The organism is Prescottella soli (assembly GCF_040024445.1).
Taxonomy (GTDB): Bacteria; Actinomycetota; Actinomycetes; order Mycobacteriales; family Mycobacteriaceae; genus Prescottella; species Prescottella soli.
In genome coordinates, this window is record NZ_CP157276.1 from 743,161 (window position 1) to 767,994 (window position 24,834).

The following is a 24,834-nucleotide window of genomic DNA, read 5'->3' on the forward strand; positions in this document are numbered from 1 at the left end:
CTCACGGACCTCAGTCTGCCAGCGGGGATCACGGCACGACGAAGACGCCCGTTCCGGCGATGATCTCGTAGCCCGTCGTCATCGACGCGGTCACGGGACCGGCACCGGTGTACACGCTGACCGCCTCGCTGTTGGGAACCACCAGCATCCCGGAGGCTCCGGTGGCGAGGTTTCGCCAATGCATGTAGTAGCTGCCCTTGACGGTCGGCTCTCCCGGCTCGGCCGGGTATCGGGCGGGGAACGTCACCATCCCGGGTGTCTCACCCGTGATCGCCGTCGGGGTGTAGGAGCAGAACGTGTGATACGCGCTGCATGCCCAGATGCCGGTGTTCACGACGAGGGGAATCTGGAAGGTGTTCACCGTGGGCGCGGCCGACGCCTGGGGAATCGGGCCCGATGCGAGCCCGGCCACGACGCCGGCCGTGACTACTCCCGCACCGAGAAGCCGTCGTGCACTCCGCATCGCAATGCCCCTCTCGTGGGCCCGCAAGTGTGTGCTCAGGATACGAAGCCAGACCCGCCTCGCGTCGACGTACGCACGAAAACACCCCGCACCTGTCCGGTGCGGGGTGTTTAGGTGTCGGATCAGGGCAGCGAGTTGACCAGCTGCTCGACGCTCACGCGCGGACCCGTGAAGAACGGCGTCTCCTCGCGCACATGCATGCGGGCCTCGGTCGCGCGCAGGTCGCGCATCAGGTCGACGATGCGGTCGAGCTTCGGGGCCTCGAACGCGAGGATCCACTCGTAGTCGCCGAGTGCGAACGCCGGGACCGTGTTGGCGCGGACGTCCGGGTAGGTGCGGCCGGCCATGCCGTGATCGGCGAGCATCTTGCGGCGGTCGGCGTCGGGCAGCAGGTACCACTCGTAGGAGCGCACGAACGGGTACACGCAGATATAGTCGCCCGGCTCCTCGCCAGCGATGAACGCCGGGACGTGGCTCTTGTTGAACTCGGCGGGACGGTGCAGCGCGACGTTGGACCACACCGGGTCGCTGGCCTGGCCCAGGTCGGTGGTGCGGCGGAAGTCCGCGTACAGCTTCTGCAGATCCTCGAGGCGCTCCGCGTGCGTCCAGATCATGTAGTCGGCGTCGGCGCGGACACCCGCGACGTCGTAGATGCCGCGGACGACTGTGTCGGTGTCCTCGTAGGAGGCGAAGAAGTCCTGCGCGTTCTTCACCGCGGCGGCGCGGTCCTCACCGAGGACGCCGGGCTGAGCCTGGAAGACCGAGAACATCGCGTAGCGAAGGGTGGAATTGAGCTTGTCGAAATCGAGGCGTGCCATGGCCTCATCCTGCCACTCGTGCCGCGAGCCGTGTCGCCGCCGTCGTGGCCGATGCGACGCACGCCGGGACCCCGACCCCGTGCAGGTAGGCGCCCGCCACCTCGAGGCCGTCCGCCTCGGCGACAGCGCCCTCGATCGCGGCGACCCGATCGAGGTGACCGGGCGCGTACTGCGGCAGCCCGCCGCGCCAGCGCTGGACGAACACGTCCGCCGGTTCGGCCGACACCCCGGTGACGGTCTCGAGGTCGGCGCGCGCCATCGCGATCAGCTCGGCGTCGGGTGCGTCGACCACAGCGGCGTCACCGAAGCGGCCGTACGACGCACGCACCAGCGCGACCTCCCGCTCGGCCAGGTGGGGCCACTTGCGGCTCGACAGCGTGAAGGCCTTGGCACCCAACGACTCCCCCGTCGCGACGAGGATGCCGGAGTTCTCCGGGACGCCCGCGTCGCGGGGCAGCGCGAGCGCCACGACCGCGGACGACGCGAGTTCGATGCCGCGGGCGGCGGCGGCCAGTCGCGGCGCCGCATCGGCGACCAGACGGACCATCTCCGGGGCGGGGGCGGCGACGACCACGCCGTCGACGTGCCCGACCGGGTCGAGCCACCAGCCGTCACCGTCGCGGCGCAGGCCGGTCGCCGGCGCCTCGAGGATCGTGTGCGGGCGGGCCGCGTCGCGCAGCGCGTCCAGTAGCACGCCGTAACCGTCGCGCAGGGTGCCGAAGACCGGGCCGGGCGACGGCGTCGGCAGCGCGGCCGTGACCGCGGACGTGAGACTCGTCGCACCCGCGTCGAGCGCGGCCGCCAGGGTCGGCAGCGCGGCCCGCACACCGATCGAGTCGGACAGGCCCGAGTAGACGCCGCCGAGCAGCGGGTCGACGCTCCGGCGCACCACCTGCTCGCCGAATCGGCTGCCCACCAGTGTCGCCACGTCGAGGTCCTCGGACGGATCCCAGTCCAGCGGCACCGACGGCTCAGCCGTGATTCGCGCGAGGGTGTCGGCGTCGACGAGACCGGCCACGGACTGTGCGGTCGACGGGACGCCCATGAGTGTGCGGGTGGGCAGCGGGTGCAGCGACCCCTGCGACCAGATGAGGGGCTGTCGTCCGGCGGGATGGACCAGCTGGTCCTCGAGGCCCAGTTCGACGATCAGCTCCGCGACCTCGGGCCGCCGGGCGATGAACGCCTCGGCGCCCACGTCGACCGGACCGTTGCCCAGGGACACCGTCCGCAGCTTGCCGCCGAACCGGGACGCCGCCTCGACGACGGTGATCTCGGCGTCGGCACCGAACTGCTGCCGCAGGCGGTACGCCGCGACCAGTCCGGTGACGCCGCCACCGACGACCGCTACCGAGACGCGCCCAGATGTCACAACGAATGCACCAGCTCCACGACGTCGGTCAGGACGGCCGGATCGGTGTCCGGCAGCACGCCGTGTCCGAGGTTGAAGATGTGCCCGGTCGCGCCGGCCGCGATCGCGGCGTCCGCCTCGCGGCAGATGCGACGGACCTGCTTCTCGACCGCGTCCCAGCCGGCGAACAGCACCGCCGGGTCCAGGTTGCCCTGCAGCGCCTTGCCCGGTCCGACGCGCCGCGCGGCCACGTCGAGCGGGATGCGCCAGTCCACACCGACGACGTCGGCGCCTGCCTCGCCCATCGCGCCCAGCAGCTCACCGGTGCCGACACCGAAGTGGATGCGCGGCACGCCAGCCGATTCGACCTCGACGAACACGCGCTCGGAGTGCGGCAGCACGAACTCGCGGTACTCGGCCAGCGACAGCGCACCGGCCCACGAGTCGAACAGCTGCACCGCGTCGACACCCGCGTGCAGCTGCGCCTGCAGGAACGCGATGGTGATGTCGGTGATGCGGCCGAGCAGCGCGTGCCACGTCTTGGGGTCGGCGTGCATGAGGGCCTTGGTGCGCTCGTGATTGCGGCTCGGACCGCCCTCGACGAGGTACGACGCGAGCGTGAAGGGCGCACCGGCGAAACCGATCAGCGCGGTCTCGCCGAGCTCGGCGGTGAGCAGGCGCACGGCCTGCGCGACGGCGCCGACCTCGTCGGGCACCAGCCGCGGCAGGGCGGCCACGTCAGCCACCGACCGCACCGGGTTCGCCACGACGGGGCCCACCCCCGCGACGATGTCGAGGTCGATGCCGGCCGCCTTGAGCGGAACGACGATGTCGGAGAACAGGATCGCCGCGTCGACCTTGTGCCGCCGGACGGGCTGCATCGTGATCTCGCAGACGAGTTCCGGGTCGAAACAGGATTCGAGCATCCCGATGCCCGCCCGGATCTCCCGGTACTCCGGCAACGAGCGTCCGGCCTGACGCATGAACCACACGGGCCGATGCTTCACCGGACGGCCGGTGGCCGCCGCCAACAACGGTGCGTCGTCGAGCACCCGCCGAGCGGGGTATTCCGCGCGCCCGCTCATCCCTGCATTCGTATCTTCCAAGCCGCTCATCGGGCTCCATGCTGCCACGACTTGGACGCCCGGCAGAATCGGCGCGCCTCCGACGCCCTACCAGGTGCTGCGTCTAACGTCCGCAGTTGTGACGACCCCGGGAACACCGAAAGAACCCGCCCAGTTCCGCGCCGCAGTCGACGCGATGAACTCGGCCGCGGTTCACCCGGAAATCGAGCTCGGGCCCATCCGCCCGCCGCAACGACTCGCGCCGTTCAGCTACGCGATTGGTGCCGAGGTGCGCCATGCCGACACCGGCACCGTCGCGGAGCACACCGAGGGGGACGCGTTCGGGCGCCTGATCCTGCTGTACGACCCGGACGGCGACGAGGCGTGGAACGGCACGATGCGGTTGGTCGCGTACATCCAGGCCGACCTCGAACCCGCCCTCGCCGCCGATCCCCTGCTCCCTGAGGTCGCGTGGAGCTGGCTGGTCGACGCGCTCGCCGAGAAGGCCGACGAGATCGTCGCGCTGGGCGGCACCGTCACTGCCACCAGCTCGGTGCGGTACGGCGACATCGCGGGCCCACCGCACGCGCACCAACTGGAGCTGCGGGCGTCGTGGACCGCGACGTCCACCGCGCTGGCCTCGCACGTCGAGGCGTTCTGCGACGTCCTCGCGTACGCCGCCGGCCTTCCGCCCGCGGGGGTCACCAAGCTCGGTCGCCGACCGAGGCCCTGAACCCCACACCCGTTCCGCCGCGTCGATCCCGAACCGCTCGCTCACGAGGTAGGCGACCGCTAGCTCCCTCCCCCACCCGTCGCCCCGGCCGGTCGAAACCAGTCGAAGTCGTGCCACGCCTCCCCGTCCTCACCAAGCCGAGCGAAGAGTCGGGGATCCCTTCCCGCCTACGGTCGGAGTGCGCCGAGCTCGCTTGCCGTGTGTTGGATCTCGCGGAGATACAGTTCACGTTCAGCCTTGCTCACGCCGGTGCGCAGCGGTCCGACCTGCAGCTCGTACTGTGCTCGCCCGCGATTGTCGAACACCGGCACGCTCACATAGCTCACCGGCAGTGGGTCGGCGACCGCGAGTTCCGCCTTGGTGTAGGCGCGACCTCCCAGGCCCATGAGGAGGTCCAACACCTTCCGGCGCAAGGGCGCTTGTGTCGGGTGCTCGGTCAGGAGGTCGACCATGTCGCTCAGGACACTCAGGATCTGAGGGGCGGTGTCGCCCAGGCCGAATACCGCACCTCCTTGCCGTCGGACCTCGCTCAGCAGGCCCTCGAACGCCGGCCTTTCACTCTCGGGTCCGGTGGCGAGCCACGCCCGCTGCTCATCCTCGTCTCGGTTGGCCACCACCGTGGCACCCATCGGTGCGGCGAGCGGCAGGTGTACGCCCACCTCAACTCCTGCAGGGATGCCGCCTCCGCCACGGGCGATGTTGACGAAGGTGACCTGGGTCGAGCCAACAAGGATTAGCGCCGCACCGCACCCGGTTCGCCGCGCGAGGTCCTGCATCAGCTGCTCTGCCCCATCGAGTAGCGGCACGGACACCCGGACGGCCTCGACCACGCTGACCAACCCGGCGCCGAGGGTGTACTTGCGATCCTGCCGTCGTTGCACCCACCCCACGCGGTCAAGAGATTCCAGGATCGCCGTGACGGTCGAGCGGTTGAGATGCAACCGCGATGCGATCGCGGCGACCGAACTTGGCTCGCGCGTGGTGGCGAGTAACTCCACGACCGCCACAACTCGATCGGTTGGGGGTGAGGCCTGACGGCTCAATGGGTCACGGGTATTGCCTTGCTCCAATGCTTCCATTTACCATCCCGGGTACGTCGATATTTTGGCGACGAAATGACGAATATTCGTCACTCTAGCATGCGCAGTCCTCCCGGCGCGAGCGTTCGCAGTGACGAATCGTGTCCGCCCACATCCCTGATTTCGGAAACCTGGATCCGGGCGGCGGACAGGATGCCCGAAGGAGCTTGATCTGTGAAACGAAACAAGGCGCTGCTGTCCTGCGCGATTGCAGCATCGGTCCTCGTGAGTGCCGGATGCGCGTCAGCGGCATCTCCGAGCGCCCACCCCACCTTCGACATGGAAAGGACGAACTACCCCAGCGAAGCCACCAAACAGGCGCTCTACGACGAACTCGACTACCAACGCGCGGTCCAGTCGTACATATGGGCACAGCCGCTCGTCGGCCTCGCGTCGATGGCCGAGGGCGCGCGTGAGATCGGGATCGAGCCGATGGAACTGTTCATCTTCGACCAGCTCGAACAGGTGAACCAGAAGCTGCAGACCGGTAACGACGATGTCGTCTACTCATTCAGCTACTTCGACTTGTCACAGACCGGGCCCATGGTCGTCGAAATCCCAGCCAATGGCCAGTATGGCGTCATCCTCGACGCGTGGCAGCGGCCCACCGAAGACGTCGGCGGTGTCGGTCCCGACCACGGGGCCGGCGGCAAGTACCTCGTCATTCCCCCTGGCTACCAAGGGCCACTGCCAAGGGACGGGTACTTCGTGAGTCAGGCCAAGACCAACACCGGCATGCTTTTCCTGCGCGCCGTTCGGGGCCCCGGGGACTCGGTGGCCAGCGCCGCTGACCGCCTGCGGGCGACAAACCTGTACCCCTACTCCCAGGTTGACAACCCGCCCGCGCCGCGAAACCACAACATGGGCCACGACGACTACAACGGTCTGACCCGCCGCGGGCTCGACTACTACACCCTGATGGCGAAGGCGCTCCGCACAGAGGCGCCCGAAGAACGTGACCGGATGATGTACGGGATGCTGGCGCCACTCGGCATCAAGCCGGGAGAAGCCTTCGAGCCAGACGAGCGGGTTCGCGCGATCCTCGAGCGCGCAGCCGACACCGGCCGCAAGATGGTCGCAAACCTCGAGGTCAACTCGAGGACCGATCGCCCGAGTGTCTATCCGAATACCCAGTGGCGCAACCCGACTGGCATGACCCATTACTCGCAGGAACTCGGCGCCGCAACGGAACTCGACGAACGTGCGGCACTCTTCCGCTACGGATTTGCGATGCAGAAATTCCTCGACCCCAACGCCACTCCACCGGTCAACACCGGCGCCGCATATCTGACCTCCTACCGCGACAGCGACGGAGTGTTCCTCGACGGTTCGAACGAGTACCGACTCCATATCCCGGCCAACGCGCCGATCCGCGGCTACTGGTCGGCGTCGCTCTACGACGCCGAGGACTTCAGCTTCATCGACACCGACCAGAAAAAGCCGTCCCTGTCATCCCTGAAGGACCTCACCAAGAATCCGGACGGCTCGATCGACCTGGTATTCAGCCCGAATGAACCCGAAGACCCGCTGAAGTCGAACTGGATCAAGACCATTCCCCAGCAAGGCTTCCTGGTCCTCTTCCGCCTCTATGCCCCGACCGAGGACTACTACGCCGGCAAGTGGCCACTTGCGGACATCAGCAGGACCAACCGCTCTGACAAGTAGAGGTAGCGGACTGCACTGCCAGCTCAGGGCTTGACGGCCAGCGGTCCGTGCCGTCGAACGTGTGCGGGTGGCCGCGGGATCCCCCGCAGCCACCCGCACCGGGCAGACACGGGCGCTCCTCGGGCCCGATGTCGCAGCCTTCTGCAAGGCGCACCACATCAGCACGAAGTGGACCGACAACCCGGCCGACACCGAGCGCATCCGGGCTCGCCGCGACATCGTCACCCACATTCGTGGCCACGCCGACCGACCTACTTCACGTACTTCACGTCCCACTTCGATCGGCCGAGATGCATGTCGAGATCCAGCTCCAATCGCTTAGCCGTCGACTACGTCACGCAGACCGAGCGGAGCTGCCAACGGCACGGCGATCGAGGCCAGGGTTTCAGTCTGGGTACACGGATGTCGACTGGATTCCGCCGGTGTGCCGGTGACCAGCGAGATCCGCACGGCGGTGTCTGTCTCGACCACTGACGTGCGAGCCCCCAAACATCCTCGTGTGCTTGGCATGAAGTGAACGATTACTTGATCGTCGCTGGCACCTGCCCGGCTGTACGACCGAATCGGGGTGGCCTCAGCGCCCCCAAGGAGAGCGTCGGAGACCAGGCTGATGCCGAAGTCCGGGTTCGGTCCCTCTGGAACGATGTGGGCCCGCTCCCCATCCTGGGCACCGGCCTGACTGGCAACTCCACTTTCGGAACTCGGCGGCGGAGTTCCACACGCCGTCATCAAGACAGCACTACCCGCTACCGCGATGAGAACTCACTTCCGAACTTGCCCACCCATTCCGTTTCCCCTCGTGCACGCGTCTGACGAGACACTTCTGCTCGTCACACAACTTAGTCAGGCCAGCACCCCGCCTCGCGGGGTTCGTAGGCATCCGACAATTGGAAGCGGTTCGCCACGCTCACAGAACCGCTATGGCCGACGGATCAGCCGGGAAACAGTGCGCCCGTCGCGCCGGTCACGATCGCGGCCAGCATCAGTTGGGCGCCGGTACCGAAAGCGGCGGCCAACAGGTAGCCGAGCGCGCAGTCCAACGGCGCCGAATCCACCTTGCGCGCAGCCGCGCCGGCAAACCGCACCTCCTGCGCCCACTCGACTGTCACCACATCGTCGTCCGCGGTGAACATGCCGATCATGTTGTGCCCTGTATACCGCGAACCTTGAACAAGCCGGTGAGCAGTCGGAGATGCGGGGGTGAAGAGCCACGAGTGTCCGTACCCGGTCACCTCGACACGGTAGGAGCGGCGGGAGAATCGGCCGAGGGACGGCTGGACGTCAAACTCGTTGCCGTCGAGCGTCATCCGGAGTTGCCCACCGTCACGGGTGCCGATCGGCACATCGGACCGAACTGCCGTGTCGCTCGTGCGGTTGATCGACGCTGTCGGTATCGAATCGCCGGAGACCGTTACCCGCGAGCCGTCAGGGTCCCGTTCCAACAGAATCAGACCGTAAAGGGGATCAAGCACCTCGCATGAAAGCACATCCGCGATGCTTAGCCCGCCGCCTCGGTGGCGGTCACTGCACCCGAGAGTTGCTGGGCCCGCGTCCAGTCCAGGAAGTCGGCGACGCCCTGTGCCACGGCGGCGCTGCGGATCGACGGGAAGATGTCGAAGGCGTGCTGCGCCCCGCGCAGTTCCGCGAAGGCGACCGGATTCTCCGATACCTCGCGCAGCCGCCGGACGAACTCGCGCGCCTCGGCGACCGGGATGAACGAATCGCTGATGCCGTGGACGACGAAGAACGGTGGCGCGTCCGGCCGCAGGTGGTTCAGCGGCGACGCGGCCTCGTAGTCCTCCGGGAATCGCGCGTTCTTGCCGAGGACCATCGGCATGAGGCCGGACTCCACCCGCTGGCGGGTCGCCTTGATCCCGGTCTCCCCCGCGAAGTCGTAGACGCCGTAGTGCGGCGCGCACGCCTGCACCGATGTGTCGGCGTCCTCGAACCCGGGCTGCAGGGCCGGGTCCCCCTCGGTGAGCGCGAGCATCGCGGCCAGGTGACCGCCCGCGGATCCGCCGGTGACCGCGACGAAACCGGGGTCGCCGCCGTAGGTCGCCGCGTTCGCGCGCAGCCACGCCACCGCCCGCTTGATCGCGACCAGGTGCGCCGGCCACACCGCCTTCGGCGAGAGCGGGTAGTTGATCGCGGCGCACACCCACCCACGGGAGGCCATCTCCAGCATCAGCGGGATCCCCTGGTGGTCCTTGCTGCCGATGACCCAGCCACCGCCGTGGATCTGCAGGAGGATCGGCGCGTCGGCCGGGGTGTCGCGGCGGTGATAGATGTCGACCCGGAACCGGGTCCCGCCGGGCGCGTAGGCCCGATTCGGAACCCGCACGACGTCGGGGCGCCGCATCCGGAACGGCAACGCCAGCTGACGCCACGACACGTCGGCGACAGCCGCCGGACGCCCCGCGACGGATCGGTAGTCGGGTCCCAGCGCCGACGTCAGCGCCGACTCGACCTCCGCCCGCGCCCCACGTCCGGTCGCGATCACCGCGGCCAGTCCTGCGGTCGACAGCCCCGCGGCCGCCAACCCGGCAACGTCACCGCGCGTACGAATTCCCCGGCGCGCCACGTGGATCGCGGCGTCGGCCACGGTGGTCGCGAGCAACTGCGGAGCAAGCTCCGCGGTGAGCCAGCCGGAGAGGAACGTCGGCACCGACAACGGCATGCCCGGGACGGGCCGCAGCGCATTTGCCGTCATTGCCGCATTTGCCAACTGCCGTAACAGGAACCGGTTTCTGTGCGTCATTAACCCATTCAACCATGACCTTTCTCACATCGCCCGCGTCAATCTAGAACAGGTTCTACCGTTAGCTGCATGGAGAGACTAAGTGGAATGGACGCCAGCTTCCTCTACCTCGAGACCCCCACCCAGATGCTCCACGTGTGCGGCCTGATCATCCTCGACGGGTCCACGATCCCCGGTGGCTATTCTTTCGCGAAACTGCGCGACGAACTCGCGATTCGCGTGAAAGCCATGCCGAGTTTCAAGCGACGACTGAAGGACACCCGGTTCAACCTCGACCATCCCGTGTGGGTCGACGACACCGACTTCGACATCGATCGCCACTTCCACCGGATCGCCGTCCCCGCCCCCGGTGGCCGTGACGAGCTGTCCGAGCTGTGCAGCTCGATCGCCAGCCAGCCGATGGACCGCTCCCGCCCGTTGTGGGAGATGTTCGTCATCGAGGGCCTCGACGACGGCTCCGTCGCCGTGATGTCGAAGATGCACCACGCGAACGTCGACGGCGTCACCGGCTCGAATCTGATGTCTCAGCTTTGCGGCCTCGAACCCGACGCTCCCCGACCCGAATTCGACCAGCTGCCCGAGGGCGCCGGCCGCGCCAGCTCGCTCGACATCGCCGTCAACGGCCTGATGTCGTTCGCGTCGCGACCGCTCAAGATGGTGAAGCTGCTTCCGGACAGCGTGACGCTGCTCCCCCGGTGGATCGGGCGGGCCCGCAAGGGCGAGGCGATGCCGACGCCGTTCACCGCGCCGCGGACGTCGTTCAACGGTGCGATCACCGGTCGCCGGACCATCGCGTACACCGAGCTGAGCCTCGACGACGTCAAGTTCGTGAAGAACACCTTCGGCGTCAAGGTCAACGACGTCGTGCTCACGCTGTGCGCCGGTGCGCTCCGCAGGTACCTCGAGGACCGCGAAGAGCTCCCCGACAGCTCACTGGTCGCGACGGTGCCGGTCTCCGTCCACGACAAGTCCGATCGGCCCGGCACCAACCAGATCTCGGTCATGTTCACGCAGCTCGGCACGGACGTCGCCGACCCCGTCGAGCGGCTGCACACCGTCGCCGAACGAAACGCCATTAACAAGGACCACCACAACGAGGCGCTGGGCGCGACGCTGTTGCAGGACTGGGCACAGTTCGCGGCGCCGGCCACGTTCGGCAGCGCGATGCGCGTGTACTCCAAGCTGAAGCTGGCCGAGCGTCACCCCGTGGTGCACAACCTCGTGGTCTCGAACGTGCCCGGCCCGCCGATGCCGCTGTACTTCCTGGGCGCGCGCATCAAGCAGATGTACCCGCTCGGACCCGTCTTCCACGGCGCCGGCCTCAACGTGACGGTGATGTCGCTCGAGGGACGGGTCGACGTGGGTCTCGTCTCGTGCAAGGAACTGGCACCGCACCTGTGGGATCTGGCGGACGCGTTCCCCGAGGCTCTCGCCGAACTGGTCAAGGCCGCACGCGCGCAAGCACGGAAGAAGAAGCAGCCAGCAGTCCCTCGGTGAACGGTCCCGCGTTCATGACGCACGACGAGTGACCGCAGTCCACCTCGTACGTTGCGGCGCCGGCGATCTGGCGGGCGAGCCAGCGCTGGCGCCGCGGCGGGATGATCATGTCCCTGGTCGGCACCACAACCGCGGTCGGGACGTCGATGTCGCCCACCCAGGCGGTCGAGTCGAACTTGCCGATCTCGGCTGTCGCGCGGCCGATCGCGCCGTAGCTGGTCTCGCGGAACTGCGAGTACGCCCACACCCGGTCGCCACCGAGGATGGGACCGCCGGCGGGTACGGGACCGGGCCGCGGCCTGAGCGCGCCCAGGCTGTAGCTCAGCGACTCGAGCGCGACTCGCTCACGCGAGTTCCGCTTGAAATGCGCCGCGCCCGCACACAGGACGAGACCGGCGACCCGTTCGCGGTGCCGCTTCCAGACGAGCTGTGAGACGAGCGAGCCCATCGAGTACCCGACCGGGACCACCTGGTCGATGCCCAGCACGTCGGCGAGTGCGACGACGTCGTCGGCGCAGTCCTCGAGGGTGAATCGGCGGGACCGGATCCCGCGGCCGTGCCAGCGCTGGTCCAGGATCACCACACGCGCCTTCCGGGCGAGCTTGTCGATCGCCGGGTACCACGTCAGCGATCCGGTACAGGCCAGCGCGTGCAGGAGCACGAGCGTCGGCTTGCCGTCGTGCTCCGCAGAGTCGCCGGTATCGATGACGTACGTGGACCCGCGACCGGGCAGTTCCACCATCGATCCGACCGGGACTGCGCCGACGGGAGCCACGGCGGCCGCGAGATTGAGCATCGACTTCCCCCATTCCGATCCGATCGTCGAGACGAGTGCCACAGCCGACGCGTCGCGTGGCCTTGGTCACTTGTCCAACATTTGACACAATTACCGGAAATCGCCCGAATGTCAACGCGAGATCGCATCCACACTTCCTCGCCACCAGTAGAGTTGCCCCCTATGCCAGATACCCCCGAGCCCGCTTCCGCCCCCGTGCCACTCCTCGTCCCGGCCGACGGCGTTCCGCCGGTGATCGAGACCGCCGAGGGCGTGCGCGACGCGGCGGAGCGACTCGCCGCGGGCACCGGCCCCCTCGCGGTGGACGCCGAGCGCGCGTCGGGGTTCCGCTACTCCTCGCGCGCCTACCTCGTGCAGTTGCGCCGCGCCGGCGCCGGCTCGTTCCTGCTCGACCCCATCCCGACCGCCGGCGACCTCGCGCCGCTCCGGGATGCGATCAACGACCTCGAATGGGTGCTGCACTCCGCCGACCAGGACCTGCCGTGCCTGGCCGAACTCGAACTCGCGCCCGCGAAACTGTTCGACACCGAACTGGCCGGGCGCCTAGCCGGTTTCGAGCGTGTCGGGCTGGCGGCGATCGTCGAACGCACGCTCGGGCTGGAGCTGCGCAAGGGGCACGGCGCGGCCGACTGGTCCACCCGGCCCCTTCCGGACGCGTGGCTCAACTACGCGGCCCTGGATGTCGAGGTCCTCCTCGAGCTGCGCGAGGCGATGGCGAAAGAGCTTGCCGCGCAGGGAAAGACCGAGTGGGCGGAGCAGGAGTTCGAACACGTCCGACTGGCCGGGCCGCCCCAGCCCAAGCCCGAACGCTGGCGCCGCACGTCGCAGATCCACAGCCTCAAGAGCCCCCGCCAGCTGGCGGCAGTCCGCGAGCTGTGGACCGCGCGCGACGAGGTCGCCCGCAAGCGCGACATCTCCCCCAGCCGGATCCTGCCGGATTCTGCGATCGTCGCGGCCGCGAGTGCCGACCCCAAGAGCATCGACACGCTGCGGGCGCTGCCCGTGTTCGGGGGCCCGCGCCAGCGCCGGTCGTCGCGGCTGTGGCTCTCCGCGCTCGAACGCGCCCGCACCCTTCCGCAGACCGAACTCCCGCCGGTCAACCAGCCGTTCACCGGTCCACCGCCGCCGAGCCGCTGGGCCAAGCGCGACCCCGAGGCCGCCGCCCGTCTGGCCGCGGCCAAGGCGGGTATCGCCGAACTGAGCGAGCGGGTCCACGTGCCCGTCGAGAACCTGCTCAGCCCGGAACTGGTGCGGCGCGTGTGCTGGGAGCCGCCGGCCGTCGGGCCGGACGCGGACGCAGGCACGACGGCGACGATCGACGGCGTGCTCGCCGCGGCGGGCGCGCGCCCGTGGCAGCGCGAACTGACCGTGCCGGTCCTCGCGGAGGCCGTCCAGGCGAAGCCCTGACCAGCGGAGACCCCCCATCCGCCGCCCCACATGTTACTGACGGGTAATTAGCGCTACAGTGGTGCCTGTCGGGTCTTCGGACCCGCCGTGACCGCATCGTTCCCGCCAGGAGGAATCCAGCGTGGCTGCTTCCGCTAACCAGAGAAACGTCGTCTTCGTAGACGGCATCCGCACGCCGTTCGGCAAGGCCGGCCCGAAGGGGATCTACGCCGAGACGCGCGCCGACGACCTGGTCGTCAAGGCCATCCGCGAGCTCCTGCGCCGCAATCCTCAGCTCGATCCCGCCCGGGTCGACGAGGTCGCGATCGCCGCGACCACGCAGACCGGCGACCAGGGGCTGACCATCGGCCGCACGTCCGCGATCCTCGCGGGCCTGCCCGAGACAGTGCCCGGCTTCGCGATCGACCGCATGTGTGCCGGCGCGATGACCGCCGTCACCACCACCGCGTCGGGCATCGGCTTCGGCCAGTACGACGTCGTCATCGCCGGCGGCGTCGAGCACATGGGCCGACACCCGATGGGCCAGGGCGCCGACCCGAACCCGCGCTTCCTCGCCGACCGCCTGGTCGACCCCAGCGCGCTGGTGATGGGCAACACCGCCGAGAACCTGCACGACCGGTTCCCGACGATCACCAAGGAGCGCACCGACGCCTACGCCGTCGCGTCGCAGAACAAGTACGAGGCCGCCAAGAAGGCCGGCTACATCGCCGACACCCTGGTGCCGGTCGCGACCCGCTCGGAGGCGGGCTGGGGCCTGGCCACCGAGGACGAGCCGCCGCGCCCGGGCACCACGCTCGAGGACCTCGCCAAGCTCAAGACCCCGTTCCGCCCCGCCGGCCGCATCACCGCCGGTAACGCCGCGGGCCTCAACGACGGTGCCACCGCCGCGATTCTCGCGGGCGAGGACACCGCCACCGAGCTGGGCCTGCCGATCGGCATGCGCATGGTCGGCTTCGCCTTCCAGGGCGTCGACCCCGCCGTCATGGGCATCGGCCCGGTGCCCGCCACCGAGAAGCTGCTCGCCCGGACCGGCCTGTCGATCGACGACATCGGGCTGTTCGAGATCAACGAGGCGTTCGCCGTGCAGGTTCTCGCGTTCCTCGAGCACTTCGGCATCGCCGACGACGACCCGCGGGTCAACCAGTGGGGCGGCGCGATCGCGTGTGGTCACCCGCTCGCCTCGTCCGGTGTGCGCCTCATGACGCAGCTGTCGCGCCAGTTCGCGCAGAACCCGGGCGTCCGCTACGGCCTGACCACGATGTGCATCGGTCTGGGCATGGGCGGCACCGTCATCTGGGAGAACCCCAACCATGCCGACTACGAGGCGGGAGTCAAGTAAATGACCGACATCGCAAACGCTTTCGCCGACGAGGTCGTCACCAACGCCTTCACCAAGCTGGTCTCGGTTCCCGGCATCGACGGCCCGGTGGCGCTGATCACGCTCGACAACGGCTTCGACCACACCAAGCCGAACTCGTTCGGCCCCCGCGGGCTGCTGTCGTTCGACAAGGCGCTCGACGAAGCGTTCGCCGCCAAGCCGGCCGCGATCGCCGTCACCGGCAAGCCGTTCATCTTCGCCGCCGGCGCCGACCTCAAGGGCGTCCCGTCGATCACCTCGCGTGAGCAGGGTCTCGAACTCGGCCGCCTGGGACACAAGGTGTTCCGCCGCCTGCGCGAGTCCGAGGTCCCGACGTTCGCGTTCGTGAACGGTGTCGCCCTCGGCGGCGGCCTCGAGGTGGGTCTGCACTGCCACTACCGGACGTACGCTGACAACGTCGGCGCCCTGGGCCTGCCCGAGGCGATGCTGGGCCTGGTCCCCGGCTGGGGCGGAACGCAGTTGCTGCCCAACCTGATCGGGCCGTCGAATGCCGTCACCGTCGCGATCGAGAACCCGCTCAACAACGGCAAGATGATCAATGCGAAGAAGGCGCTCGAGCTCGGCATCGCCGACGTCGTGCTCGGTTCGGCCGACTTCATCGAGCAGTCCCTCTCCTGGGCGGCGCAGGTGCTCGCCGGTGACATCACCCCGGCCCGCCCGGAGATCGACCGCGGCGCCGGCTGGGACGAGGCCATCGCGCGGGCCAAGGCCATCGTCGAGGGCAAGACCAAGAACAACGCGCCGGGCGCGGTGCGCACGGTCGAGCTGCTCGAGCTGGCCCGCACCACCGACCTCGCCGACTCGAAGTCCCTCGACGCGGGGTTCGCAGCCGAGGACGACGCGCTCGCCGACCTGCTCATGACCGACGAGCTCCGCGCGGGCCTGTACGCGTTCGACCTGGTGAACAGGCGGGCCAAGCGCCCGGCCGGCGCACCGGACAAGTCGTTGGCGCGCAAGATCACCGGCGTCGGCATCGTCGGCGCGGGCCTGATGGCGAGCCAGCTGGCAATGCTGTTCGTCAAGCAGCTCAAGGTGCCGGTGATCCTCACCGACATCGACCAGGAGCGCATCGACAAGGGCGTCGGCTACGTGCACGGCGAGATCGACAAGCTGCAGGCGAAAGGCCGGCTGTCGCAGGACGGCGCGAACCGCCTCAAGGCGCTCGTGTCCGGCTCGCTCGACAAGGCCGCGTTCGCGAAGACCGACTTCGTCATCGAGGCGGTCTTCGAGAACATGGACGTCAAGAAGAAGGTGTTCGCCGAACTCGAGGAGCACATCTCCCCCGAGACCGTGCTCGCGACCAACACCTCGTCGCTGTCGATCACCGAGATGGCCGCGGACCTGAAGCACCCCGAGCGTGTCGTGGGCTTCCACTTCTTCAACCCGGTCGCGGTGCTCCCGCTGCTCGAGGTCATCAAGGGCGAGCAGACCGACGACGCCACGCTCGCAACGGCGTTCGCCACCGCGAAGGCACTGAAGAAGTCGGCCGTCGGCTGCGCGGACCTGCCCGGCTTCGTGTTCAACCGCCTGCTCATCCGCGCCCTCGGCGAGGTCATGAACGCGGTCGACGAGGGCACCCCCTTCGACGTCGCGGACAACGCGATCGCCGAACTCGGCATGCCGATGACGCCGTTCACGCTGCTCGCGCTCGTCGGCCCGGCCATCGCGCTGCACACCGGCGAGACCCTCAACGCCGCCTACCCGGAGCGGTTCAAGCCGTCGCCGGGACTCGAGGCGATCGTCGAGGCGCGCAAGCCCGGCGTGTGGACCTGGACCGACAAGGGCCAGGTCGTCGACCCCGAGGTCGCGGCACTGTGGCAGCAGGGCGACAAGCCGTCGACCGCCGAGGAGGTGCTCGAGCGCACCCGCCGCGCGTTCGCCGAGGAGATCCGGATCATGCTCGAGGAGGGCGTCGTCGCCGCCCCCGAGGACATCGATCTGTGCCTGATCCTGGGTGGTGGCTTCGGCTTCTGGAACGGCGGCATCACGCCGTACCTGGACCGCACCGGCACCTCGGACGCCGTGAACGGCAAGCCGTTCCTGGCGAAGGGCGTCGCGAGCGTCTAGCGCGACCCGTCGATCCACGAGAGGAGCGCGTCCCCGGAAATCCGGGGACGCGCTCCTCTTCTCGTCGGCGGGAACCGGTCAGGAGATCGCATCCTCGGAGAGCGGCTCCCGTGTGCGGACAACTTCCGACTGGGAGGCATCCGCGGCGCCGGCGGCCGCCGGGTCGCGCACGTCGTCCCGAATCAGTTCGGACTCGAGGACCGGCTCACCGAGCCCGATCTTCTTCTGAATGCGCTTCATCCACGCCGGGGCCCACCAGCAGTCGTCGCCCAGGAGTGTCATCACCGCGGGGACGAGGAACATGCGGATCAGCGTCGCGTCGATGATCAGCGCCGCGATCATGCCGTACGCGATGTATTTCATCATCACCAGATCGGAGAACCCGAACGCACCGGTGACCACGATCAGGATCAGCGCCGCGGCGGTGATGATGCGGCCGGTGTGCGCGGTGCCGACTCGGATGGCCTCCGTCGTACTCGCGCCCCGCGCCCTGGCTTCGACCATGCGGGAGAGGAGGAACACCTCGTAGTCGATCGAGAGGCCGTAGATGATCGCGACGATGAGGACAAGCATCGGCGATGTGATCGGCCCGGGCGTGAAGTTCAACACTCCGGCGCCGTGGCCGTCGATGAAGATCCACGTCAGGATGCCGAGTGTCGCGCCGAGACCCAGCGCGCTCATCAGCACGGCCTTGATCGGCAGCACGAGCGACCCGAACGCCAGGAACATCAACAGGATCGTGAGGCTCACGACCGTCACCACCATCAGCGGGAGGTTGTCGAGCAGCGCGCCGATGCTGTCCTGCTCGATCGCCGGCGTGCCGCCGACCAGCACCTGCACACCGTCGGGGACGTCCATCGACCGCAGGTAGTCGATGGTCGGTGCCGAGTCGTTGCGGTCCACCAGGCCCGCCTTGAGGACCTGGACGCCGTCCTTCGCCGGTCCGGTGACAGAGAACTTCTCGACCAGACCCGGTGCGCCGCTTGCCGCTTTGATGATCTGGCCCACCTGCGCGCCCTCGGCGCCTCGGATCACCAGCTTGACCGGCTCGGTGCGGTTGCCGGGGAACAGTTCGTCGAACTGCTCCTGCGCGACGCGGGTCGGGTTGTCGCTCGGCAGATACTCCTCGTTGATGCCACCGAACTTGATACCCGTCAACGGGGTCATCAGCAGCAACAACCCGATCACGATGGGGACGGTGACCTTGAGCGGGTTGCGCATCACCCAGACCGTCAGCCGGCCCCACATGCCGGCCTCGATCTCCTCGGTCGACCTGATCTGGCCGAATCGCTCGAGCCCGAACTTGTCGATCCGCCGGCCCAGGATGCTCAGGATCGCCGGCAACACCGTCACCGACGCGAACGCCGCCAACAGCACCGTCGCGATCGCTCCGTACGCCATCGACTTCAGGAAGCCCTGCGGGAACAACAGCAGCCCACCGAGACTCGCGACGATCATCGTTGCCGAGAACAGCACCGTCCGACCGGCCGTCATCACGGTGCGACGAACGGCCGTGCGGGTGTCGTAGCCGTCGCCCAGTTCCTCGCGGAACCGGCTCACGATGAACAGGCCGTAATCAATTGCCAGACCCAGACCGATCAGCGACACCACCGACTCGACGAACGAGTTGACCTCGGTGAAATGCGTGAGCACCCGCACGATGCCGTTGGCGCCGACGATGGTCAGTCCGCCGACGATCAGCGGCAGCGCTGCGGCGATGACACCACCGAACACGAAGAACAGCAGCACCGCGACCGCCGGGATCGCGAGAACCTCCATCCGGTGGATGTCGCTCGCGATCGTGTCGTTGATGGCGCTCGCGACCGGCTGCATGCCGGCGAGCTGGACCTCGACACTGTCGATCACGAACGCGTCCCGGATCTCCCGGAAGTTGTTGGTGATCGCGGTGTCGTTGTCGCCCTTCAGCGCGATACTCGCGATCGCGTGCGCCTTGTCCTTGCTCGCCAGCGACGCCACGCGCGGGGCGTTCGGCACCGCGAAATAGCTGGCGTTGACCTTCGCGACCTGGTCGGGGTGGTTCTGGACCAGACGCTGCAGGCTGTCGGACACCTTCGCGCCGAACGCCGGGTCGTCGACGGTCTTGCCCTCCGGTGCCGTGTACATCGCCACGACGTCACCCGTGGTGTCACGCCCGAACGTGCCGTCCGCGAGTCTCGCGGCGGCCACGGACTCCGAACCGGGATCGTCCAAGCCGCTCTGACTGAGGTGCGCACCCAGGCCGGAGCCGTAGGCGCCCAGCGCCAACAGCCCGGCCACCATCACGGCGAGAACGGTGAAGCGGGCTCGATAGACGAGATCCCCCCAGCGAGCAAACACGTATCAACTCCTCAGCGCCCGACGGGCAGCGCAACGATGGACGAGAGCGGTTGCCCCATCACCCCTTCGAGCGCAGACCCTCACATCGCGCTCCGCCGTGGGCGCCTCGGAGGCAACCGACAACTCTCGGTCAGGATCCGAAGATGCGTCCGAAGGCTTCGAGAAACGCAACAGGTCCCAGGGAGAACATGTAGCCGCTCCCGGTGAGCATGGCGTCGACCACGTCGGTCACCTCCTCTCGTTCTCGAATAGCGTGTGGCTCATTCGGCGAAGTTCCGTTCGATCCAGTCGATGGTCTGCATCCCGAACAGGTCGGTGCCCCACCCGTAGAGGTCGGTGAGCATCCGCCCCATGCTGCAGTCGCTGGGCGCGTACGTCACGTCGGTTCCGCCGGCCCGGTACTTCTCCACCAGTTCGCGTGAGTCCTTCGCCGGCACGAGAGACATCGGCGAGTCGTCCTTCGCGCACGACGTGATGAGGACCTTCGACCTCGGAGCCTTGGTTCCGAGCAGGTTGTCGTCGTAGACGGGCTGGAACGCGGGGATGTCGGCCGGGCTCTGTCCACCGACGAACAGTGTCTCGAGCGGAACGAACGGCGCCGTGAAGTACGCGGGCGTCTGGCACTGCGTCCGATACGCGGCCGCCAGTGCCTTGCCGACGGGGTTCAGCTTCTCGTCGATGCGCATCTGTGGGTACTTCGGCTCCAGACCGAGCAGCGTGGCGAAGGCGAACCCGGATCCGATCGACCCGTCGGCCGTCCGCATGAAGTTGCGCTGGTTGACCACCATGCCCTCGAGGACGGTGGAGCGAACGTTCAACTCCGGGGCGTACTGCGCCTGCGACTCGGCTGCGAAGCCGGCACCGACGCCACCGCCCGCGACACCGAACAGCGAGACCGGGGCGCCTGCGCTCAACCCCGTGCTCGGCGCCGACAGGGCGGCACGCACCGCGTCGAGTTGGGCGTGGCCGGCGTACTTTCCGGCGAAGACACCGTGTGGGTCGGTATCGGCGTCGTTGCCGACGTCGGAGATGACCACCGCGTAGCCCTTGCCGAACATCAGCGCCAGCGGTCCGAGCGCAGACCACGCCGAGCCGTCGAGCGGGTTCCGGCCCGTCCACTGGCTGCTCGGATGGCAGTACGCGCCGACGCTGTCGTTGGCCTCCTGGTAGCTGATCACCTTCTTCACCGACGCGGGCGTGCCGTCGACCGGGATCATCACGATGCCGGTGCTGATCTCGGGCGTGGTCCCGTCGAGGCCGGTGGTCACGTACATCAGCTTGTAGGCGTCGATGCTGCCCGGCTGGTAGCCGAGGAACATCACGTCGACCGGCTTGACCTTCAGCAGGGTGCCCGGCCGCTCCGCCCCCGTCAGCCGGGGTTCGTCGTAGAAGGGGTCTCGCGCGGTCAGCGCCTTGAACGCCTCGACGCGCGACGCGGCCGTCCCGGAATCGAGTGCACCGACGACGAATCCGTTGAACACCTCGTTCGGCCGCGGTGTCCGCACCGCCGGCTGGCCCTGCGCCGACGATGACCCGTCCGACGATGCCGACGACGACCCAGCCGACGACTCGGCGGACGCGGCCACGGGAACCACCATCATCGCCGCGGTGGCCACCGCTACACAGGACAGGACCCTCGCTGCCGCGGGTAGCCGACGACGACGCGTCACGCTGGATGCCATCAGGACACCGTCACTCTCGTGTTGTTCAGAGCGGACTGCATGATCTGCAGAACGTTGAGCAGGGGCCGATGCGTTTCGAGCTGCGTGTCGTAGGGCACGCGAAGCTCGGATTCCAGTTGCGTCCAATCGTTCTCGACCATGTTCTTGTACTTCGGCAGCAGCTGGGTGGTGATGTAGTCCCATCGCTCCTCGTAGACGGACCAGTTCCATGCCGGCAGTGGGCTGGTGACGGTGGCGCTGCGTCCGTCGGGCAGGCGTGTGCTCACCTCGATCGGACGGAACGAGCGTGGCGGGAGCACACCGGCCACCGACGGCGACCCGGCCACGGTGGACAGGTACGTAATAGCCTGTCCGACAGTGTCCTTGTAGTTGCGGACGGTGTCCCACTGCTCCCGGATTATCACTCCCTGCTCACGCTGCAACAGCGCACCGTTGCCGCGCGCGATCCGATCCGGGTTCCCCGAGGCGATGTCGCGCCACGCGGCCATGATGTCGTCACCGAAGAGTCCCGCGCGCTGCATCTCCGCGAGGGCGGGGAGCCCACCGGTGACGTAGGCACGGTGCATCGGCATCAGGTCGGAGAAGATGTTCTTCTGCATCACCATGATCATTCCGAGGATGAAATGCAGGTCCTCGCTGGTGATTTCGCTTCCGGCATCGGCCAGTGCGCGCAGCCCGTCCGGGAGTGAGTCGACGATCCCCGGTCCCGCGACGTCGGTGGCGGCCGCGACGACGGCCCGAGCGGACTGCTGGAGCTGCGGAAGGTCGTACGCGGTCGTCATGAGATCGAAGTCGATGAGCCCGCCACCGAAGTCGGCACCGACCATGCCGCCCATTCCCGCCCACTGCAGTTCCCGGCGCGCCAGTTGCAGGTCCTCGTAGAGGCGATACGACTTGACCAGGTTCTCCCGGTTCACCGCCACCCCGGCGCGCGGATCCCATGCCGCCAGATCGATTCCGGCGACGTCGGTGGCCTCCACCAGCCAGTACTGGAACAACAGTGCCTGGTATTCACGTGGCGCTGCGCCGCTCGCGCGGGCCTCGTCCAGGATTCGGGCGAGCGTCGCGCGATCGGTGGGCAGCGCCGGATTGACGCCGCCCGGACCGTGCGCCGCATCCCGGTTGATCATCGGCAGGTTCAGATACTGGTCGACGCCCGTCTCGGACGCGGCCGCTGGTGCCGTCACCGCTCCCCCGATCGTCATCGCCGTTGCCGCCAGCACCCCCACCACGCCCGCGACGGACGCACGCGAAGTCCAGCGTTTCCCCAATCCAGCACTCATGTCGCCCCCACGGCTCACTCGACGATGGCCACCCCGACATGCTCGATCTCCACCGACATTACTTACCGACGGGTTCAAATCGCCGGGAATCGTCGATACCTCCGACTGCACTTGCCCCGGGTTCACGACAAAGGGGACGAGTGTCCCACCCCCAGTACCCGAACACCCCGCAGCGACCCCTTCCTCCGACGAGGCGTGAATAGGTTAGGCTCACCTATCATTCGATCTCGAAGGAGTCCTCCGTGTTCGCTCTCACCACCCGCCGCAAGGTTGTGACGGCCGTCGCCGCCCTCAGCGCGGCGGCACTGCTGGCGTCGTGCTCGTCGACCGCCCCGGACTCGACATCGACGTCCTCGTCGGGTGGCGCTTTCCCCGTCACGATCGCGAACACGTTCGGCTCCAGCACGATCGAGGCGACGCCCGAACGCCTCGTCACCCTCGGCTGGAATGCGCAGGACGTCATGTACGCGCTCGGCGCGACGCCGGTGGGCATGCCGAAGTACACCTACGGCGCGGAGGCGAACGGGGTGATGCCGTGGCTCCAGGAGAAGTTCGATCCGAGCAAGACGACCCTTCTCGACGCCGCGGCGTCCACGCCGGTCGAGGCGATCGCAACGCTCTCGCCGGACGCGATCCTCGCGCCCTACGAAGGCTTCGACAAGGCCACCTACGACCAGCTGTCCGCCGTCGCACCCACCGTCGCGTACCCCGGCAAGGCGTGGCAGACCACCTGGCAGGACCAGACGAAGCTGATCGGTCAGGCGTTGGGCAAGTCCGACGAGGCCACCGACTTGATCGACGGCATGAACACGATGCTGGCCGACACCGCGGCCGCCCACCCCGAGTACGCCGGCAAGACGCTGTCGGTGATCAACCTGGACACCACGAACCGGCAGGTCAACGTCTACAAGCCGACCGACCCGCGTGTCCAGATCCTCACCCAGCTGGGCTTCGTGAACTCCCCCGGCGTCGAGATGCTGGCCGCGTCCAGCGACCCCGACAACTTCTTCGTCGATATCTCGGCCGAGCGGATCTCCGAGGTCGACGCCGACGTGGTCGTGGTGTTCGTGTCCGACACTGCCGAGGCCGCGAAGAACCCCGCCTACGCCTCCCTCGGCACGGTCAAGCGCGGCACCGCGGTGGCGCTGTCCGACACCAAGATCATCGCCGGCCTGAGCCAGACCAGCGTCCTGGCGACGCCGTGGGTGATCGACCAGCTCACCCCGCAGCTGACCGAGGCTGCGAAGCGGGCAGCGTGACGCCGCGACATCCACGTGACCGCGACTGACCCGCAACACAGCAACGCGCCGGCACCAGATCTTGTCCGGTGTCGGCGCGCGGTCGTCCTGTCAACCTAGGATTCTGCCTCTCTGTCGGATATCCAGCGTTCGACACGCAACTGAATTGCATCGAGAACCCCATCCTCCGCATAGACGTCGGTTCCGAGCACCCGATCGTCGAACGACCCGAAACCCCGAACAAGCTTCGCGCCTTCGAGAACAAGCGGGACGAAATGTCTCACCAACGAGTTGCCGTCGACAGAAACCCGGCGGACTCCTTCGATCAGTCGCTCGAGTTCATCGATTGAAAATTCCAGGGGCAGCAGAAGGCAAATAGCTGAGCGTTCGCGGCTGACTTCCACGGCAGCAACAAGATTGGCCGTATCGGTCATCAACCAGCCCCCGAACTGCAACCGGTCGTCGTCCCGAGTCAACTGGAAATCGTGCCGATCCCCGGGCGGCAGCACTGCTCCATCGTTCGCCCATCGATTCCATAGAGATTCACGCCTCATCTTGAAAGCACTGAGTCGATTGAAGGGAGCAAAGGGCTGAGATACTCCAACAAGGACCGCTGACCTGCCAAAAGGGAGCAGACAGCATTGCTCAGTATGTCGGCTGAGACAGCGACTGCCGCAGGAATCGACTGCGATCCCTCTCGACGGACCTCGATGCCGAGGACGCCGACTCGTGGACGTCGGTGAGCAAGGGCGTCGAGCACAGGGACCGATTCGGCCGATGCCCTATTAAGTGAGACCCTCCCGCCAGCACGTGAATGATGGAGAATCAGCGATCATCCCTGGCGTACGCAACCATTTTCGCCAACGAAAGATACCGGGACGCCACCCTCATCTCGGGGATCGACCCCATATCGAGGACAATCAAACCGTCTGCATCCCTACTGATCCGTAGATCGCAAATCATACTTCGAGCCAGCCCGTTGAGGGAAACATCCTCAACAACGAAAAAAGACAACTCCAGCATCACAGCATTCTTTCCGGCAGCCACCCATTTCGCCGGAGCCGGTTCAGGGAACTTTTCCAACACAAAGTTGATAGCCACAGCGGGACCGCTGGTATCCAGCCTAATAAAATTGATGTCGACGTTATTCAAGGATGGGGCTTCATTACCAAAAACTGCACGAATCCCTTCCGGATTGTGCAGATAGTCAACCCAGTCCAT

At 67.6% G+C, this 24,834-nt stretch carries 19 protein-coding genes and 1 pseudogene; 7 read left to right on the top strand and 13 right to left on the bottom strand.

Features of this window, described 5'->3' with window-relative positions:
* Positions 1 to 28: 28 nt before the first annotated feature.
* The 4 genes from ABI214_RS03480 to hemE form a co-directional block, all read right to left on the bottom strand.
* Positions 29 to 463 (bottom strand): hypothetical protein, encoded by a 435-nt coding sequence (locus ABI214_RS03480; protein WP_348606177.1) that lies wholly within the window; start codon positions 461 to 463, stop codon positions 29 to 31.
* 122 nt (positions 464 to 585) lie between these two features.
* Positions 586 to 1,281 carry a hydrogen peroxide-dependent heme synthase gene (gene hemQ / locus ABI214_RS03485; protein WP_127915754.1) on the bottom strand — a complete coding sequence of 232 codons (696 nt, stop codon included), beginning with the start codon at positions 1,279 to 1,281 and terminating at the stop codon, positions 586 to 588.
* A gap of 4 nt (positions 1,282 to 1,285) precedes the next feature.
* The gene (locus ABI214_RS03490; protein WP_348606179.1) at positions 1,286 to 2,650 is read right to left on the bottom strand and encodes a protoporphyrinogen oxidase; all 1,365 of its coding nucleotides are present in this window, start codon (positions 2,648 to 2,650) and stop codon (positions 1,286 to 1,288) included.
* Complete coding sequence (hemE, locus tag ABI214_RS03495) at positions 2,647 to 3,714, bottom strand: uroporphyrinogen decarboxylase (RefSeq protein WP_348606181.1); 1,068 nt, start codon at positions 3,712 to 3,714, stop codon at positions 2,647 to 2,649. Before hemE ends, ABI214_RS03490 begins: the two co-directional genes overlap by 4 nt.
* 118 nt (positions 3,715 to 3,832) lie before the next feature.
* Here hemE and ABI214_RS03500 point away from each other — a divergent pair, with 118 nt between their 5' ends.
* Entirely contained in the window at positions 3,833 to 4,426 is a 594-nt protein-coding gene (locus ABI214_RS03500) for a DUF3000 domain-containing protein (RefSeq protein WP_348606184.1), read from the top strand.
* A 167-nt stretch (positions 4,427 to 4,593) separates the two neighbouring features.
* On the opposite strand, the gene ABI214_RS03505 is transcribed toward ABI214_RS03500, so the two are convergent.
* Positions 4,594 to 5,505 (bottom strand): helix-turn-helix domain-containing protein, encoded by a 912-nt coding sequence (locus ABI214_RS03505; protein WP_348606186.1) that lies wholly within the window; start codon positions 5,503 to 5,505, stop codon positions 4,594 to 4,596.
* Positions 5,506 to 5,679: 174 nt separating this feature from the next.
* Here ABI214_RS03505 and ABI214_RS03510 point away from each other — a divergent pair, with 174 nt between their 5' ends.
* Positions 5,680 to 7,170 (top strand): DUF1254 domain-containing protein, encoded by a 1,491-nt coding sequence (locus tag ABI214_RS03510; RefSeq protein ID WP_348606188.1) that lies wholly within the window; start codon positions 5,680 to 5,682, stop codon positions 7,168 to 7,170.
* 932 nt (positions 7,171 to 8,102) lie between these two features.
* On the opposite strand, the gene ABI214_RS03515 is transcribed toward ABI214_RS03510, so the two are convergent.
* Together ABI214_RS03515 and ABI214_RS03520 are read right to left on the bottom strand one after the other, a co-directional pair.
* Positions 8,103 to 8,312: a hypothetical protein gene (locus ABI214_RS03515; protein WP_348606190.1), complete on the bottom strand. Its 210-nt coding sequence runs from the start codon at positions 8,310 to 8,312 to the stop codon at positions 8,103 to 8,105.
* A 356-nt stretch (positions 8,313 to 8,668) separates the two neighbouring features.
* The gene (locus tag ABI214_RS03520) at positions 8,669 to 9,880 is read right to left on the bottom strand and encodes an alpha/beta hydrolase (protein WP_348606192.1); all 1,212 of its coding nucleotides are present in this window, start codon (positions 9,878 to 9,880) and stop codon (positions 8,669 to 8,671) included.
* A 117-nt stretch (positions 9,881 to 9,997) separates the two neighbouring features.
* Between ABI214_RS03520 and ABI214_RS03525 the strand changes: the two genes are divergently transcribed.
* A complete protein-coding gene (locus ABI214_RS03525; RefSeq protein WP_348606194.1) occupies positions 9,998 to 11,425 on the top strand; it encodes a WS/DGAT/MGAT family O-acyltransferase in 1,428 nt (475 codons plus the stop codon).
* Here ABI214_RS03525 and ABI214_RS03530 read toward each other — a convergent pair.
* On the bottom strand, positions 11,370 to 12,263 hold the full coding sequence (locus ABI214_RS03530) for an alpha/beta fold hydrolase (RefSeq protein WP_348606196.1): 894 nt from the start codon (positions 12,261 to 12,263) through the stop codon (positions 11,370 to 11,372). The two genes, ABI214_RS03525 and ABI214_RS03530, sit on opposite strands and share 56 nt — an antisense overlap.
* Positions 12,264 to 12,383: 120 nt before the next feature.
* Between ABI214_RS03530 and ABI214_RS03535 the strand changes: the two genes are divergently transcribed.
* From ABI214_RS03535 to ABI214_RS03545, 3 genes are all read left to right on the top strand, one after another.
* Entirely contained in the window at positions 12,384 to 13,628 is a 1,245-nt protein-coding gene (locus ABI214_RS03535; RefSeq protein WP_348606197.1) for a ribonuclease D, read from the top strand.
* Between the two features lie 121 nt (positions 13,629 to 13,749).
* Positions 13,750 to 14,967, top strand: coding sequence for a thiolase family protein (locus ABI214_RS03540; RefSeq protein WP_348606198.1), 1,218 nt, complete (start codon positions 13,750 to 13,752; stop codon positions 14,965 to 14,967).
* Positions 14,968 to 17,073, top strand: coding sequence for a 3-hydroxyacyl-CoA dehydrogenase NAD-binding domain-containing protein (locus ABI214_RS03545; protein WP_348606200.1), 2,106 nt, complete (start codon positions 14,968 to 14,970; stop codon positions 17,071 to 17,073). It begins immediately after the preceding gene.
* A gap of 113 nt (positions 17,074 to 17,186) precedes the next feature.
* Here the strand turns inward: ABI214_RS03545 and ABI214_RS03550 are convergent.
* From ABI214_RS03550 to ABI214_RS03560, 3 genes and pseudogenes are all read right to left on the bottom strand, one after another.
* A pseudogene (locus ABI214_RS03550) lies at positions 17,187 to 19,410 on the bottom strand (MMPL family transporter); the annotation flags it as partial.
* A gap of 260 nt (positions 19,411 to 19,670) precedes the next feature.
* Entirely contained in the window at positions 19,671 to 21,092 is a 1,422-nt protein-coding gene (locus tag ABI214_RS03555; RefSeq protein ID WP_348606203.1) for a lipase family protein, read from the bottom strand.
* Positions 21,092 to 22,375: a hypothetical protein gene (locus ABI214_RS03560; RefSeq protein ID WP_348606204.1), complete on the bottom strand. Its 1,284-nt coding sequence runs from the start codon at positions 22,373 to 22,375 to the stop codon at positions 21,092 to 21,094. Before ABI214_RS03560 ends, ABI214_RS03555 begins: the two co-directional genes overlap by 1 nt.
* A gap of 242 nt (positions 22,376 to 22,617) precedes the next feature.
* On the opposite strand from ABI214_RS03560, the gene ABI214_RS03565 reads away from it, so the two are divergent.
* Entirely contained in the window at positions 22,618 to 23,634 is a 1,017-nt protein-coding gene (locus ABI214_RS03565) for an iron-siderophore ABC transporter substrate-binding protein (RefSeq protein WP_348606206.1), read from the top strand.
* 95 nt (positions 23,635 to 23,729) lie between these two features.
* On the opposite strand, the gene ABI214_RS03570 is transcribed toward ABI214_RS03565, so the two are convergent.
* Both ABI214_RS03570 and ABI214_RS03575 read right to left on the bottom strand, forming a co-directional pair.
* On the bottom strand, positions 23,730 to 24,122 hold the full coding sequence (locus ABI214_RS03570) for a hypothetical protein (protein ID WP_348606208.1): 393 nt from the start codon (positions 24,120 to 24,122) through the stop codon (positions 23,730 to 23,732).
* Positions 24,123 to 24,438: 316 nt separating this feature from the next.
* Positions 24,439 to 24,834, bottom strand: coding sequence for an Imm50 family immunity protein (locus tag ABI214_RS03575; RefSeq protein WP_348606210.1), 396 nt, complete (start codon positions 24,832 to 24,834; stop codon positions 24,439 to 24,441).

Coding starts and splice junctions, on each gene's coding strand:
- ABI214_RS03480 (WP_348606177.1), bottom strand. CDS start 463: ATGCGGAGTGCACGACGGCTTCTCGGTGCGGGAGTAGTCACGGCCGGC.
- hemQ (WP_127915754.1), bottom strand. CDS start 1,281: ATGGCACGCCTCGATTTCGACAAGCTCAATTCCACCCTTCGCTACGCG.
- hemE (WP_348606181.1), bottom strand. CDS start 3,714: ATGAGCGGGCGCGCGGAATACCCCGCTCGGCGGGTGCTCGACGACGCA.
- ABI214_RS03505 (WP_348606186.1), bottom strand. CDS start 5,505: ATGGAAGCATTGGAGCAAGGCAATACCCGTGACCCATTGAGCCGTCAG.
- ABI214_RS03515 (WP_348606190.1), bottom strand. CDS start 8,312: ATGATCGGCATGTTCACCGCGGACGACGATGTGGTGACAGTCGAGTGG.
- ABI214_RS03520 (WP_348606192.1), bottom strand. CDS start 9,880: ATGACGGCAAATGCGCTGCGGCCCGTCCCGGGCATGCCGTTGTCGGTG.
- ABI214_RS03525 (WP_348606194.1), top strand. CDS start 9,998: ATGGAGAGACTAAGTGGAATGGACGCCAGCTTCCTCTACCTCGAGACC.
- ABI214_RS03535 (WP_348606197.1), top strand. CDS start 12,384: ATGCCAGATACCCCCGAGCCCGCTTCCGCCCCCGTGCCACTCCTCGTC.
- ABI214_RS03545 (WP_348606200.1), top strand. CDS start 14,968: ATGACCGACATCGCAAACGCTTTCGCCGACGAGGTCGTCACCAACGCC.
- ABI214_RS03555 (WP_348606203.1), bottom strand. CDS start 21,092: ATGGCATCCAGCGTGACGCGTCGTCGTCGGCTACCCGCGGCAGCGAGG.
- ABI214_RS03560 (WP_348606204.1), bottom strand. CDS start 22,375: ATGAGTGCTGGATTGGGGAAACGCTGGACTTCGCGTGCGTCCGTCGCG.
- ABI214_RS03575 (WP_348606210.1), bottom strand. CDS start 24,834: ATGGACTGGGTTGACTATCTGCACAATCCGGAAGGGATTCGTGCAGTT.